The 13,638-nt window shown below is 63.7% G+C and carries 12 protein-coding genes; 7 read left to right on the top strand and 5 right to left on the bottom strand.

What is annotated here, in order from left to right; genetic code table 11:
* The first annotated feature begins 4 nt into the window (after positions 1–4).
* Positions 5–1,102, top strand: coding sequence for a chorismate synthase (aroC, locus tag BLS51_RS17905; RefSeq protein WP_090185584.1), 1,098 nt, complete (start codon positions 5–7; stop codon positions 1,100–1,102).
* A 3-nt stretch (positions 1,103–1,105) separates the two neighbouring features.
* The gene (locus BLS51_RS17910) at positions 1,106–2,257 is read left to right on the top strand and encodes an MFS transporter (protein WP_090185587.1); all 1,152 of its coding nucleotides are present in this window, start codon (positions 1,106–1,108) and stop codon (positions 2,255–2,257) included.
* Positions 2,258–2,260: 3 nt separating this feature from the next.
* On the opposite strand, the gene BLS51_RS17915 is transcribed toward BLS51_RS17910, so the two are convergent.
* The 4 genes from BLS51_RS17915 to BLS51_RS17930 form a co-directional block, all read right to left on the bottom strand.
* Positions 2,261–3,757, bottom strand: coding sequence for an HDOD domain-containing protein (locus tag BLS51_RS17915; RefSeq protein ID WP_090185590.1), 1,497 nt, complete (start codon positions 3,755–3,757; stop codon positions 2,261–2,263).
* Positions 3,754–5,427, bottom strand: a complete 1,674-nt coding sequence (locus BLS51_RS17920; protein WP_090185594.1) for a putative bifunctional diguanylate cyclase/phosphodiesterase — start codon at positions 5,425–5,427, stop codon at positions 3,754–3,756. The genes BLS51_RS17915 and BLS51_RS17920 overlap by 4 nt, the downstream gene beginning before the upstream one ends.
* Positions 5,428–5,639: 212 nt before the next feature.
* A complete protein-coding gene (locus BLS51_RS17925) occupies positions 5,640–6,476 on the bottom strand; it encodes an enoyl-CoA hydratase/isomerase family protein (RefSeq protein WP_090185599.1) in 837 nt (278 codons plus the stop codon).
* Positions 6,473–7,642, bottom strand: a complete 1,170-nt coding sequence (locus BLS51_RS17930; RefSeq protein ID WP_090185606.1) for an acetyl-CoA C-acyltransferase — start codon at positions 7,640–7,642, stop codon at positions 6,473–6,475. Before BLS51_RS17930 ends, BLS51_RS17925 begins: the two co-directional genes overlap by 4 nt.
* Positions 7,643–7,716: 74 nt before the next feature.
* On the opposite strand from BLS51_RS17930, the gene BLS51_RS17935 reads away from it, so the two are divergent.
* The 4 genes from BLS51_RS17935 to BLS51_RS17950 all read left to right on the top strand — a co-directional run bounded on the left by BLS51_RS17935 (position 7,717) and on the right by BLS51_RS17950 (position 10,893).
* A complete protein-coding gene (locus BLS51_RS17935; protein ID WP_090185609.1) occupies positions 7,717–9,396 on the top strand; it encodes an isovaleryl-CoA dehydrogenase in 1,680 nt (559 codons plus the stop codon).
* 40 nt (positions 9,397–9,436) lie between these two features.
* On the top strand, positions 9,437–10,087 hold the full coding sequence (gene upp, locus BLS51_RS17940) for a uracil phosphoribosyltransferase (RefSeq protein WP_090185613.1): 651 nt from the start codon (positions 9,437–9,439) through the stop codon (positions 10,085–10,087).
* A 2-nt stretch (positions 10,088–10,089) separates the two neighbouring features.
* Positions 10,090–10,443, top strand: coding sequence for an Hpt domain-containing protein (locus BLS51_RS17945; protein WP_090185616.1), 354 nt, complete (start codon positions 10,090–10,092; stop codon positions 10,441–10,443).
* Between the two features lie 246 nt (positions 10,444–10,689).
* Positions 10,690–10,893, top strand: coding sequence for a cold-shock protein (locus BLS51_RS17950; RefSeq protein WP_020703630.1), 204 nt, complete (start codon positions 10,690–10,692; stop codon positions 10,891–10,893).
* A 48-nt stretch (positions 10,894–10,941) separates the two neighbouring features.
* Here BLS51_RS17950 and BLS51_RS17955 read toward each other — a convergent pair whose 3' ends face one another.
* On the bottom strand, positions 10,942–11,853 hold the full coding sequence (locus BLS51_RS17955; protein ID WP_090185619.1) for a LysR family transcriptional regulator: 912 nt from the start codon (positions 11,851–11,853) through the stop codon (positions 10,942–10,944).
* Positions 11,854–12,045: 192 nt separating this feature from the next.
* On the opposite strand from BLS51_RS17955, the gene aceB reads away from it, so the two are divergent.
* Positions 12,046–13,638 (top strand): malate synthase A, encoded by a 1,593-nt coding sequence (aceB, locus tag BLS51_RS17960; protein WP_090185625.1) that lies wholly within the window; start codon positions 12,046–12,048, stop codon positions 13,636–13,638.

Consider the following 13,638-nt stretch of genomic DNA (forward strand, 5'->3'; position numbering starts at 1 on the left):
TCCTATGTCCGGCAATACTTTTGGCAAATTGTTCTCAGTAACTACTTTTGGTGAGTCGCACGGTCCCGCGATTGGTTGTGTGATCGATGGCTGCCCACCGGGATTGCCGTTGTCGGAAGCCGACATTCAGCCGGAACTGGATCGCCGCAAGCCGGGCACATCGCGCCACGTTACGCAGCGCCAGGAATCGGATACGGTGGAGATTTTGTCGGGCGTGTACCAGGGTGTCACCACCGGCACGCCGATTGCATTGTTGATCCGCAATGAAGACCAGCGCAGCAAGGATTACGGCAATATCGCCGACACCTTCCGTCCTGGTCATGCAGACTACACCTATTGGCATAAATATGGCGTCCGCGATCCGCGCGGTGGCGGCCGCTCGTCGGCACGCCTGACGGCGCCGGTGGTGGGCGCCGCCGCCATCGCCAAGAAGTGGCTGCACCAGCAGTACGGCACGGTGTTCAAGGGCTGCATGAGCCAGCTGGGCGAGATCGCGGTGCCGTTCCAGGACTGGCAGCACGTGCCGGACAATCCGTTCTTTGCCGCCACCGGCGACGCCGCCGTCATCGAACGCATGGAAGCGTATATGGACGAGCTGCGCAAGGCTGGCGACTCGATCGGCGCGCGCATCGATGTGATCGCGCAAAACATCCCGGTCGGCCTGGGCCAGCCGATCTACGACAAGCTGGACGCCGACATTGCCTATGCGATGATGGGCATCAACGCCGTCAAGGGCGTGGAGATTGGCGCCGGCTTCAAGTCGGTGGCGCAGAAGGGCACCGAGCACGGCGACCCGCTGACGCCGCAGGGCTTCGTCGGCAACAACGCCGGCGGCGTGCTGGGCGGTTTGTCGACCGGCCAGGACATCACCGTGTCGATCGCCATCAAGCCGACTTCGTCGATCCGCACGCCGCGCCCGTCGATCGACAAGGACGGCAATCCCGTGATGGTGGAAACCTTCGGCCGCCACGACCCTTGCGTTGGCATCCGCGCCACGCCGATCGCCGAGGCGATGCTGGCACTGGTGCTGATCGACCACGCGCTGATGCACCGCGCGCAGTGCGGCGACGTGAAAGTCTCCACGCCGAATATCGTCCTGTAAGCGGTGCCGGCACAAGCGCTCAGCTTCGCCTTATTCCTCTTCTGCTACTACGCCCACGCGGGCACCTGGTCGACCTACGCCACGCTGTTCTTTGCCGACAAGGGCATGACGGTGGCGCAGATCGGCGTGCTGATGTCGATGATCCAGGTGTTGCGCATCGTCGGCCCGAATGTCTGGGGCTACGTCGCCGATCATTACGACCGCCGCGTGCTGGTGCTGCGGCTGGCCGGCTTTGCCGCGCTGGTGGGCTTTTCCGGCTTCTTCTTCGGCAGCACCTTTGGTCACTTCATGCTGGCCATGGTAATCCTCAACCTGTTCACCAGCGGCCAGGCGCCGATCTGCGAAGCGCTGATGCTGTCCGAGATGAAGGGCGACCTGACGTATTACGGCCGCATCCGCATGTGGGGCTCGCTCGGCTTCATCGTTTCGGTGACGCTGGCCTCGTTGGCGCTGGAGCACTACGGCATCATCACGCTGCCGTGGGTCGCGGCCGCGCTGCTGGTGACGACCATCCTGGCGGCGTTCCGCCTGCGCGATGTGCCACGCCGCACGCACAAGACGCCGCCACCGCCGTTGCTGTCGCTGCTGCGCCGGCGCGAGGTGATCGCCTTCTTCGTCTCCACCGCGTTGATGGTGTCGGCGCACACCTCGCTGTACACCTTTTATTCGCTGTACCTGGCGCGCAACGGCTATAGCAAGACCGTGATCGGCGCCATGTGGTCATTGGGCGTGCTGGCGGAGGTGCTGCTGTTCTACAACCAGGCGCCGCTGTTCAAGCGCTGGGGGGCGATGCGCATGATGTACCTGGCACTGGGCGTCGCCGTGCTGCGCTTCCTGATGATCGGTTTCGGCTCGCACATATTGTGGCTGCTGATCGTGGCGCAGCTGATGCACGCCGCCACCTTCGCGCTGCATCATTCGTCGTCGGTGATGTCCTTGCAGCGCTGGTTCTCCGGGCCATTGCAGGCGCGCGGGCAGGCGCTGTACATGAGTATTTCGTATGGCATCGGCGGCACGCTGGGCGGGCTGTTCCTGGCGCAGTGGTGGGAGAGGGCGGGCGCCGAGTCGGTCTACTATGTGGCGGCGCTGCTGGCCGTGCTGTCGTCTATTGCCGCGATACTGTCGTTCCGCTGGCAGCATAGCGACGGATATTAGCGCTTAGCGGGCGATGGCTTCCGGCGTCACGCCGTGCCGGCGCTCGACCGCGCGCACCACCATCGCGCGCATATCGTTCAGCAGCGAGAACTCGGTCTGGCTGAGCGAGATCGGCGGGAAGGATTCGTCCCAGTCGCCGTACAGGAAGCCGGCCGGCTGGCCGTTGGCCGACAGCGGCAGGATGACGAAGCTGCGCGCCTCGGCCAGCGAACTGCGCCACCACAGCGGCAGCTTGGCGGAAAACTTGGCGTCGCGCGCATTTTCGATGAAGATCACGCGGTCGCTGTTGAGCGCGGCGTGGAAGACATTGGGTTCATAGCTGTCGTCAAACACCATGGCCGGCATCAGCTCGCGCGTGCCTTCGCCAAAACTGATCTTGGCGGCGTACTGGTTGTCCTTGCGGTTGCGCACAAAGGCCACGGCGCGCGAGAAGTCCAGTCCCTTGTAGACGGTTTCCAGTGCGATCTGCACCATCTGGCCGGGACTGGCGGTGTCCAGCATGTCACGCATGTCGGCCAGGCCGCTGAGCAGGATCTTGTTGCCGGCGGCACGCTGGCGCGTCTTCGCCAGTGCCTTGGCACGCCGTTCGGCGGGCCGCGACAGCGGTGCGATGCTGAGGTCGTTGGCGGCGATCACCTTGGCCTGCTCGATCGCGTGCACCAGGGTCGGGGCATCCACGCCCAGCATGGCGGCATAGCTGTCGGTCAGTTGCCGCACTTTCTCGGCGCCGGCAACATCGTCGTGCCACAGGAATTCGGCGCAGCAGGCGGCCATGGTGGACAGGCCGGCGATCCAGTCGGCGGGGGAGACCTCGGCGCCCGCTTCGGGCGGCGGCAGCGTGCGCATGCCGTTCAGCAGTGCTTTCGGCAGGCCCCAGTGCAGCGCGGCGGCATGGCCGACCTCTTCCAGGCTCAGGCCCAGCAGTTCCGAGGCAGCTTCCTCCACCGTGCGCTGGCTCTGGTCCGCCACGCGCTGCAACTCGTGCCAGCGGTCCGGCATGTAGAAGGTCAGCATCATGCGGCCCAGCGTGTGCAGCATCGAGCACACCACTGCCTCTTCGCCGTGGCGGCTTTCGGCGGTGTAGGCGATCTGCTGCGCGACGATGCCGGCCAGCACGGCCTTTTCCATTTCGATGTGGGCGATGGTGGTGTCGCTGGAACCGGCGGCCAGTTCTTCGATCAGCTTCAGGCCCAGCGCCAGGTGGCCGATGGCTTCGGTGCCCAGCACCAGCACCGCCTTCGACACCGTATTCACATGCTGGCCAAAGGCTGAGTACATGCCGCTGTTGGCCAGCCGCAGCACCTTCTGTGTCAGCACCGGATCGGACAGCACGGTGCGGGTCATATTGAATTCCTGCTCATCCTCGCCGCGCATGGCGCCGAGGATGGCGGTGATGGCCTTGGCGAAGCCGGGCATGTCGCCCTGGCGGCGGGTGCAGTCGCCCAGCTCGGTCAGCGTCTTGTTGCCCAGGGGCGTGCCGGCCTTGTAGCTGTTGATCATGGATGCACCTGCCGCAACTCGGCCGGCACCACATTGGCGTGGATGCTTTCTTTGAGCGCCGCCAGCGCCACATTGGCCGCCATCGGCTTGCCGGTCAGATAGCCCTGGATGTACTGGCAGCCGCGCTGTTCCAGGTATTGCAGCTGTTCTTCGGTTTCCACGCCTTCTGCCACCACTGACAGGTCCAGGTGCTTGGCGAGGTCGAGCACGGCGTTGCAGATGGCGCCATCCTTCTGCGAGCCGGGCAGGTCGCGGATGAAGGTGCGGTCGATCTTCAACACGGAAATCGGGAAGCGTTTCAGGTAGGCGAGGGACGAATAGCCAGTGCCGAAATCGTCAATGGCGATGCGCGCCTTGCGTTCGGCCATCTTGGAAAGGATGGACTCGGCGTGCACCGGGTCTATCATCAGCGTGCCTTCTGTGATCTCTAACACCAATTGCTCACCGTCCAGGCCGGAGAAAGCAATGGCATCATCCAGCACATCTAAAAATTTGTCGTTGCGAAACTGTCTTGGACTGATATTAACAGAGATATATAAGTTCCGCTTGGCAACTTCTTCAAATTGTTTCAGTTGCACACACGCTGCTTTCAGCGCCCACGCGCCCAGCAGGTTGATCAGGCCATTGGTTTCGGCGATCGGGATGAAGCGTGCCGGCGGCACCATGCCCAGCGTCGGGTGTTTCCAGCGCATCAGCGTTTCAAAGCCCTGGATTTCGCGCGTGTGGGCGTCGACGATGGGCTGGTAGTACAGCAGGAATTCGCCTTCGCGCACCGCCTGGAACATCGCGGCTTCCAGCGAGATGTCGTGCTGCGGCGGGCCGGCGTCGGCCGGGCTGTAGACCACCGCGCGCGCCTTCCCGGTTTCCTTGGCGCGCGACATGGCCGCGTCGGCCAGCGCCAGCAGGCGGATCTCGTCCTCGGCGTGTTGCGGATAGACCGCCACGCCCACCGACGCGCCCATGTAGATGGTGTGGCCCTCGATTTCAAATGGCGCCTGCAAGGTGGCGATCAGGCGCCCGGTGACCAGTTTGATCTGCGCCTCGGTGGCGGTGCCAGGCAGGACGGCGACAAACTCGTCGCCGCCGACGCGGGCCAGCGTGTCGCTGTCGCGCAGCGTCTTGCGCAGGCGCTGGGCGGCCATGCGCAGCATGGCGTCACCGACTGGATGGCCGAGGCCGTCGTTGACTTTCTTGAAGCCGTCGATGCCGATGGTGGCGACGGCAAAGCCCTGGCCGGAGCGGCGCGCGTTGGCGATCACCATGCGCATGCGGTCGGACAGCAGCAGCCGGTTGGGCAGTTCGGTCAGCGCGTCATGGGTGGCCATGTGGCGCAGGCGTTCCTCGGTGGCGTGCTGCACCGTCATGTCGCGCCCGACCACCAGCAGTTCCGGCGCGCCATCGGCATTCAGGTAGCAGGAGAAGCGCAGCTCGTGCCAGATCTCCATGTCGGCTGTCTTCAGGCGTGCTTCCAGCAGCCGCGGGGCACGGGTTTCCAGCACCGCCGCCAGTACCGGCGCCAGCTGCACCTGGTCGAGATCTGCCAGCAGCCTGGCCAGCGCGGTGCCCACCAGCGGCGCGGCGCTGCCGATGCGGGCGACGGCGCGCTGGCTGGCAAACAGCAGTTGGCCTTGCTGGTTCAAACGGAAAACAATATCGCCAGCCTCTTCCATGAGGTTATCCAATGCATGACGCGGCTGGGGCAGTACGCTGGTTGGCATCGCGAAGATCTATTCTTTCAATTTATGCATGTAACAATCTGTTGGCTTGAATCTTGCAAAACCAGAACGAAATGTATCACCGATGCCAGGCAAAATGCATGAAAAAAGACAACATTCCTGCGACTTTTCCAGAAATCTGTTGAGATTGGTCGAAAAACCGCTTTCTAGAGGGAGAACATGCTTTTTAGCGGGGCTGGATTGATGGCGGTTTGGCAAAAATATCGGCTCTCGATCAGCAGTGCGTTGTGGAAGTCCACTTGCGCGCCTTCGACCATGGCGCACAGGATGGCTTCGGCTGCTGGCGAGGCGCCATCGGCGCGTTCGCGCAGACGCGCCGGTGCGGTGTGCAACAGCGCCCGTAGTGCCGGCGTGGCCAGTCCGGTATCTCGCGGGCGAGGGTGGCGCTGTCGGCTGTCCTGGGCAGCGGCGGAGAGTCGCGCCAGTTCGGCGTCGTTGGCGGCGATGGCGTGCAGCAGACCGGCGCGCCGGGCCTGTTCCGCCTCCAGCACCGCGCCTTCGAGCAGCAGCGGCATGGCCGCTTGCAGTCCCGCCAGGCGGACCGTGCGGACGATCTCGCCGGCCACCGGCGCCAGTCCCAACCTTACTTGCGGCAGGCTGAACCGCGTATCGCGCAGGCTGAGGCGTTGATGGCAGGCCAGCGCCAGCCCGAACGCATGGCCGCTGACCTCGCCGCTGAGGGCGGCGATCACCGGCCGGCCGAGGTTCTCCAGCCTTTGCAGCAGCCCGTTGTACGCATGCAGCATGTGCATGCAGTCGGCTGCCTGGGCTGGCGTCAGCGCCATCAGGTGTTCGAGTTCGTGACTGGCGGCCTGCGGTCCGGGGTCGAAGCCGATGATGACGGCGGACAAGCTGTCGCGCCGGGACTCCAGCTTTTCCAGTAGCGTCGCCAGCTCGCGCTGGAACAGGCGGCTGAGCGGATTGATGGCGCGCGCCGTCAGTAGAACGGTCACTGCACCGCCGTTCTGATGGGTGGTAATCATAGGCGCTCGATGATGGTGGCGGCAGCCATGCCAGCGCCGGCCTCCATGGCAACCAGGCCGTAGCGGGCGCGACGCAGCTCCAGCTCGTCCAGTAGCGTGCCGAGCAGCACGCAGCCGCTGGCGCCGGCCGGATCGCCCAAGGCGATGGCGCCGCCGTTGACGTTGACCTTGTCGGCCGGGATGTCCATCTCGCGCAGGAAGCGCAGCACCACGGCCGCGCAAGACTCGTGCACCTCGAACAACTCGATCACATTGACTGACAGGCGGGCTTGCCTCAGCGCCTTGCGCGCCGCTGCCGCCGGTTCACCGCCGATGACGGCGCCAGCAAGGATGCGGGCGCGCGGCTCCATCCCCAGCCGCGCGCCGGCATCCTTGCTGCCCACCAGCGCCAGCGCGGCGCCGTCTGCCGGGCGGGCGGTATTGCCGGCAGTATGCAGATGCAGCAGGCGCTGCAGTTGTGGATGGTGGCGCAGGACCACGCTGTCGAAGACGGTGTCGGCCAGCGGCGTCAGGTGAGCCAGCGTCGCCATGCTGGTCGCAGGCTTGAGACCTTCATCTGCTGCCAGCACCAGCACACCGTTCTGGTCGTGGACCGGCATGATGGAGGGCAGGCGGCCATCTGCATGGGCGGCAGCGGCGCGTTGCTGCGATGCGAGCGCGTAGCCATCCAGCTGCGCGCGGCGATGGCCTTCCAGCGTGGCGATCAGGTCGGCGCTGGTGGCGGCTGGTACGTAGCCGGTGCGCAGGCTGGTCTCCGGGTCCAGCGACCAGGCGCCGCCATCCGCGCCGGTCGCCACGCGCGATGTCGATTCGACACCGCCAGCCAGCACCAGCTCGTCCCAGCCGGAGCGCACTTTCTGCGCTGCCAGGTTGACCGCCTCCAGCCCCGAGGCGCCAAAGCGGTTGAGCTGCATGCCGGCCGTCCTGCCTTCCCAGCCGGCAGCCAGCACCGCGATCCGCGCCAGATTGGCGCCCTGGTCGGCCACCGGGGTCAGGCAACCGAGCAGCACGTCGTCGATCAGCGCGGTATCGACCTGGTGGCGTTGTTGCAAGGCGCGCATCAGCCCGGTCAGCAGCGATACCGGCTTGATGCTGTGCAGGCTGCCTTCCTGGCGGCCCAGTCCGCGCGGCGTGCGTACCGCCGCATAAATATAGGCATCGCCCATGTGAGCTCCTTTTTCTTATGCTAGTCTGGACATTGTTCAAGAAAACAGATAACAGCGATTTGAACGGAGACAATATGCGGCCTTTCGATACGCATGAAGTGCGCAATACTGTTGCGCCGTTTGAGAACGTCAACCTGTATAGCGCCGATCCGGCCTTGCAGGAAGCACTGGTGCGTGAGGGCGCGGGCGACGCTGCCGCCTCGCTGCACGCGTTGGGTGCGCAGCTGGGCAGGGCGGAAACGCTGGACCTGGCGCGGCTGGCCAACCTGTACGGCCCGCAACTGCACAATTTCGACCGCCAGGGCAATCGCATCGACGAGGTGGAGTTCCATCCGGCCTGGCATAGCCTGATGGCGCTGCTGATCGGCCACGGCGCGCATTCATCGCCATGGCAGGGTGGTTGCGGCGCGCAGGTGGCGCGGGCGGCGCGCTACCTGTTGTTCGGCCAGGTGGAAAACGGCGCGCAGTGCCCGGTGACGATGACGTACGCCGCCGTGCCGGCGCTGAAGCAGTCACCGCGCATTGCGCTGAAGTGGCTGCCGAAGATACTGTCCACCGAATACGACCCGCGCTCGCTGCCGGTCGAGCAGAAGCACGGTGCCATCATCGGTATGGGGATGACGGAAAAGCAGGGCGGCTCCGATGTGCGCAGCAATACCACCCGCGCCGAACCGGTGTTGCCGTCCGAGGCGCGCGCGCTGTTTGGCGAGGACGGCGAGGACGTATTCCGCATCGTCGGCCACAAATGGTTCTTTTCGGCGCCGCAGAGCGATGCGCACCTGATCCTGGCGCAGACCGACAGCGAAGGCAGCGCCGGGTTGTCGTGCTTCTTTCTGCCGCGCTACCTGCCAAATGGCGAGCGCAACGCGATCCGCGTGCAGCGGCTCAAGGACAAGGTCGGCAACCGCTCGAACGCCTCGTCGGAAGTGGAGTTCACCGGCGCCTATGGCTGGCTGATCGGCAAGCAGGGGCGCGGCATTCCGACCATCCTCGAAATGGGCAGTTACACGCGGCTGGACTGCGTGCTGGGCAGCGCCGGCTCGATGCGTGCGGCGCTGACCCACGCCTTGCACCACGCGCGCCGCCGCGTCGCCTTCGGCCGTCCGCTGGCCGAGCAGCCGCTGATGCAGAACGTGCTGGCCGACCTGGCGCTGGAATCCGAGGCCGCCACCGTGTTCGCCATGCGGCTGGCGCGCTGCGTTGACGAGGCGTCCGACCCGGCCCAGGCCATGCTGGCACGCGTGCTGACGCCGGCCGGCAAATACTGGATTTGCAAGCGCGGCCCCGGCTTCGGCGCCGAGGCGATGGAGGTGATCGGCGGCAGCGGCTATGTCGAGGACAGCCCGCTGGCGCGGCTGTATCGTGAACTGCCGGTCAACTCGATCTGGGAAGGTTCGGGCAATGTCATGTGTCTTGACCTGCTGCGCGCGCTGGCCAGGTCGCCGGAGGCCCTGGAGGCGCTGGCCGCCGAACTGGCCCTGGCCGGCAATGGCGATATCTTCTTTGTCGCCTACCGCAGCACCTTGCTGGCCGACCTGGCGCAACAGCAGCAGCCGGATGAGTTCGGCGCCCGCGTGCGCGCCGAGCGGGTGGTGCTGGCGGTGCAGGCAGCATTGTTGCTGCGGCATGCGCCGGAGTACGTGTCGTCGGCCTTCATCGCCTCGCGCCTGAAACGCGAGCCGGGCGGTGCTTACGGCCGCCTGCCGTCGGGCGTGGATTGCGCCGCCATCCTGGCCCGGGCGTTGGTGGAATAAGTATAATGGCGCGTATAACCAATTGAACCCGAGCTACCGAATGAAACAAGACCCGCGCTTTCCTAACCTGTTCATCACCGATCACCCGCTGATCCAGCACAAGCTGAGCCACATGCGCGCCAAGGATACGTCTACCCGTACCTTCCGCGACCTGCTCAAGGAAATCACGCTGCTGATGGGTTACGAGATTACCCGCGACCTGCCGCTGACCACCCGCAATATCGAAACCCCTCTGATGACCATCGACGCGCCGGTGATTGCCGGCCGCAAGCTGGCCATCGTGCCGATCCTGCGCGCCGGCATCGGCATGAGCGACGGCCTGCTGGACCTGGTGCCGTCGGCGCGTGTCGGCCATATCGGTGTGTTCCGCGACCCGGCAACCCACCAGCCGGTCGAGTACCTGGTGCGTCTGCCGGATACCGTCGAACGCACCTTCATCCTGTGCGACCCGATGGTAGCAACCGGCAACTCGGCCGTGCACGCGGTGGACGTGCTGAAAAAGCGCGGCGTCACTGACGACCAGATCATCTTCCTGTCGCTGGTGGCGGCGCCGGAAGGCATCGAAGTATTCCAGAAAGCCCATCCTGGCGTGAAGATCTACTGCGCCTCGCTGGATTCGCACCTCAACGACCACGCTTACATCGTGCCTGGCCTGGGCGATGCCGGCGACCGCATCTTCGGAACCAAATAATCATGGCCACGCCCGTTGATCCCGATTTCCGCGCCCGCCTGGCGGCCCTGAACGACAAGTTCGCCGCCACGGTGCCGGTCACGCTGGTCAAGATCCGCAACGCGCTGGACGCTTGCAAGGCTAGCGGCGGGATGCCGTCGCAGGACGCGCTGCACCAGTTGCATGAGGTGTTGCACGGCGTGGCGGGATCTGCAGGAACGTTCGGCTTTGCGGTCTTCGGGCAGGAAGCGCGCCGCGTCGAGCAGATGGTGCGCGCGGTGCTGGCGACCAATACCGGCTGGCCGCCGGTGGTGCCGGAAGTGGAAAAGCTGCTGGCGTGGGCAGCACGCGACGCCAAGGCTGAGACGTTTGAATGAAACGTGCGCTTGATCTAGCTCAAACTCTTTAAGATCAAGTTGTCTATAGTGACATTCACTGCCCTGCGCGAGCGCTTCTGGCAAAGAAAACGACGCTTTGCATTTATTTTTATGAAAACGTGCTTTTCTCTCGTAAATGGGTATAATACGGGCATCGTTTAGATTCAAGAGTAGTACAGATTGTCTTTCTTGCCTCAAAAACGATATCACGGGCGCAAGCCCAAATTAACTGAAATAGGAATTGTAATGGCAACTGGTATCGTAAAATGGTTCAATGACTCGAAGGGTTTCGGCTTTATCACCCCTGACGAAGGCGGCGAAGATTTGTTCGCTCACTTCTCGGCGATTCAGTCGGCAGGCTTCAAGTCGCTGCAAGAGAACCAACGTGTTTCCTTCGAAGTAACCGCCGGCCCTAAAGGCAAGCAAGCTTCGAACATTCAGCCAATCTAATTCGCTGGATCTAACGATCAAGAAATCCTCGTTACTCGAGGATTTTTTTTATCTGTACGCTTTGCGCCAGTAGTCCGGTTGCGCATACGTATGGCGCAGGAAATCCACAAACGCGCGTATCCGCAACGGCAGATGGCGGCGCTGCGCGAACACCGCGTAGATATCGTTGCCCGGCGCTGAATAGCCGTCCAGCACGGTTTGCAGCTTGCCCGCCTCGATCGCGCTGCCCACTTCCCACATCGACCGCCACGCCAGGCCCTTGCCGGCCAGTGCCCACTCGTGCAGCACCTGGCCGTCGTTGCTGGCCATATTGCCGTTCACCTTCAGCACCACGTTCTTGCCCTGTTCGCGAAAGGTCCAGCCGCGCTGGCTACCTTCGCTGCTGATCGCCAGGCAGTTGTGCCTGCTCAAGTCAGCCAAGCTTTGGGGCTCGCCATGGCGCTTCAGGTAGCCGGGCGCGCCGACCACCACGCGTTCGTTGTCGGCCAGCTTGACGCTGACCAGGTTGGAATCCGGCAGGCTGGCGATGCGGATCGCCACATCAATGCCTTCGCCGACGATGTCGACCACGCGGTCGCTCATGTTCAGCGTGGCGCTGACGTCGCGATGCTCGGCCAGAAAGGAGGGCAGCAGTGGTGCCACGTGCTGGCGGCCGAAGCCGGCCGGCGCCGAAATCATCAGATGCCCGGTGGCGTGGGCGCTGCGTTCGGCCACCGCTGATTCCGCTTCCTCCAGCTCGGCCAGGATGCGCTGGCAATCCTCCAGGAAGGCGGCGCCTTCGTCAGTCAGCGCCAGCTTGCGCGTGGTGCGTTGCAGCAGCTTGACGCCCAACCTGGCCTCCAGCGCATCCAGCCGCCGGCCTATCATGGCTGGCGCGATGCCTTCTGCGCGCGCGGCCGCCGACAGGCTGCCCCTGGCCACCACCTCAACAAATGTAGAAATCTGCCTGAACTGCCCCATATCAACCTGTCTCCGTCACTTTTTACTAAAACGCATAGATGATGTGATTTTTAGTCTTGTTTGCATAACTTAAGAGTGAATATACTGTAAAACAATGCGATGTGTAATCGAGACCACACACTAAAAACTTCGCACTGCAACAAGCCTATAATTAGACCGATTCGTTAATATTTTTTTCACGGAGACTACCTCATGACGACCATCACTCTGCCGGCAGGCATGGAAATTACCGGCGATATCAAACCGGGCTATGAAACGATCCTGACGCCGGACGCCCTGGCGCTGGTGGCCAAACTGAGCCGTGAATTTGAATCGCGCCGCCAGCAACTGCTGGCCGTGCGCGTGGAGCGCGCCAAGCGCCTGGACGCCGGCGAGCGCCCGGACTTCCTGCCGGACACCGCGCACATCCGCAGCGGCGACTGGAAGATCGCGCCGATTCCGCAAGCGCTGGAATGCCGCCGCGTGGAAATCACCGGCCCGGTCGAGCGCAAGATGGTCATCAACGCGCTGAATTCCGGCGCCGACAGCTACATGACCGACTTCGAGGACTCCAACACGCCCAACTGGGACAACCAGATCACCGGCCAGATCAATATGAAGGACGCGGTGCGCGGCACCATCTCGCTGGAGCAGAACGGCAAGTCCTACAAGCTGAACGACAAGGTCGCGACGCTGGTGGTGCGACCGCGCGGCTGGCACCTGGACGAAAAACATGTGCTGGTGGACGGCAAGCGCATCTCCGGCGGCATCTTCGACTTTGCGCTGTTCCTGTTCCACAACGCCAAGGAACAGATCGCGCGCGGCGCCGGCCCATTCTTCTATTTGCCGAAAATGGAATCGCACCTCGAAGCGCGCCTGTGGAACGACATCTTCGTCATGGCGCAGAAGGAAGTCGGCCTGCCGCAAGGCACCATCAAGGCGACCGTGCTGATCGAAACCATCCTGGCGGCGTTTGAAATGGACGAGATCCTGTACGAGTTGCGCGAACACAGCTCGGGCTTGAATGCTGGCCGCTGGGACTATATCTTCTCGTGCATCAAGAAATTCAAGCTGGACAAGGACTTCTGCCTGGCCGACCGCGCCAAGGTGACGATGACGGCGCCGTTCATGCGCGCCTACGCCTTGCTGCTGCTGCGCACCTGTCACAAGCGCAACGCGCCGGCGATCGGCGGCATGGCGGCACTGATTCCGATAAAGAACGATCCGGAGAAAAATGAGATCGCCATGGGCGGCGTGCGCAACGACAAGGCGCGCGACGCCACCGATGGCTACGACGGCGGCTGGGTGGCGCACCCAGGCCTGGTGGACCTGGCCATGGCCGAGTTCAAGAAGGTGCTGGGCGACAAGCCGAACCAGATCGACAAGCAGCGCCTGGAGGTCGAAGTGAACGCTGAGCAGCTGCTGGACTTCAAGCCGGAAGCGCCGATTACCGAAGCCGGCCTGCGCTACAACATCAACGTCGGCATCCACTACCTGGGCGCCTGGCTGACCGGCAATGGCTGCGTGCCGATTCACAACCTGATGGAAGACGCTGCCACGGCCGAAATCAGCCGTTCGCAGGTGTGGCAGTGGATCCGCTCCGACAAGGGCGTGCTGGAGGATGGGCGCAAGGTCACGGCCGACATGGTGCGAGCGATGATACCGGAAGAATTGGCCAAGGTGCAGGCATCCGCGCCGGGCGGCGACGGCCCGACTTATCCGCGCGCCGCCGAGATCTTTGAAAAGATGTCGACCTCGGAAGCGTTCGAGGAATTCCTGACGCTGCCGCTGTACGAAGAAATCTAA

The organism is Duganella sp. OV510, assembly GCF_900100205.1.
GTDB lineage: Bacteria > Pseudomonadota > Gammaproteobacteria > Burkholderiales > Burkholderiaceae_D > Rugamonas.

Bases quoted from the DNA above. Each gene is read 5' to 3' on its own strand.
- BLS51_RS17920 (WP_090185594.1), bottom strand. From the start codon at position 5,427: ATGGAAGAGGCTGGCGATATTGTTTTCCGTTTGAACCAGCAAGGCCAA.
- BLS51_RS17915 (WP_090185590.1), bottom strand. From the start codon at position 3,757: ATGATCAACAGCTACAAGGCCGGCACGCCCCTGGGCAACAAGACGCTG.
- aroC (WP_090185584.1), top strand. From the start codon at position 5: ATGTCCGGCAATACTTTTGGCAAATTGTTCTCAGTAACTACTTTTGGT.
- BLS51_RS17950 (WP_020703630.1), top strand. From the start codon at position 10,690: ATGGCAACTGGTATCGTAAAATGGTTCAATGACTCGAAGGGTTTCGGC.
- upp (WP_090185613.1), top strand. From the start codon at position 9,437: ATGAAACAAGACCCGCGCTTTCCTAACCTGTTCATCACCGATCACCCG.
- BLS51_RS17935 (WP_090185609.1), top strand. From the start codon at position 7,717: ATGCGGCCTTTCGATACGCATGAAGTGCGCAATACTGTTGCGCCGTTT.
- BLS51_RS17925 (WP_090185599.1), bottom strand. From the start codon at position 6,476: ATGATTACCACCCATCAGAACGGCGGTGCAGTGACCGTTCTACTGACG.
- BLS51_RS17955 (WP_090185619.1), bottom strand. From the start codon at position 11,853: ATGGGGCAGTTCAGGCAGATTTCTACATTTGTTGAGGTGGTGGCCAGG.
- BLS51_RS17945 (WP_090185616.1), top strand. From the start codon at position 10,090: ATGGCCACGCCCGTTGATCCCGATTTCCGCGCCCGCCTGGCGGCCCTG.
- BLS51_RS17930 (WP_090185606.1), bottom strand. From the start codon at position 7,642: ATGGGCGATGCCTATATTTATGCGGCGGTACGCACGCCGCGCGGACTG.
- aceB (WP_090185625.1), top strand. From the start codon at position 12,046: ATGACGACCATCACTCTGCCGGCAGGCATGGAAATTACCGGCGATATC.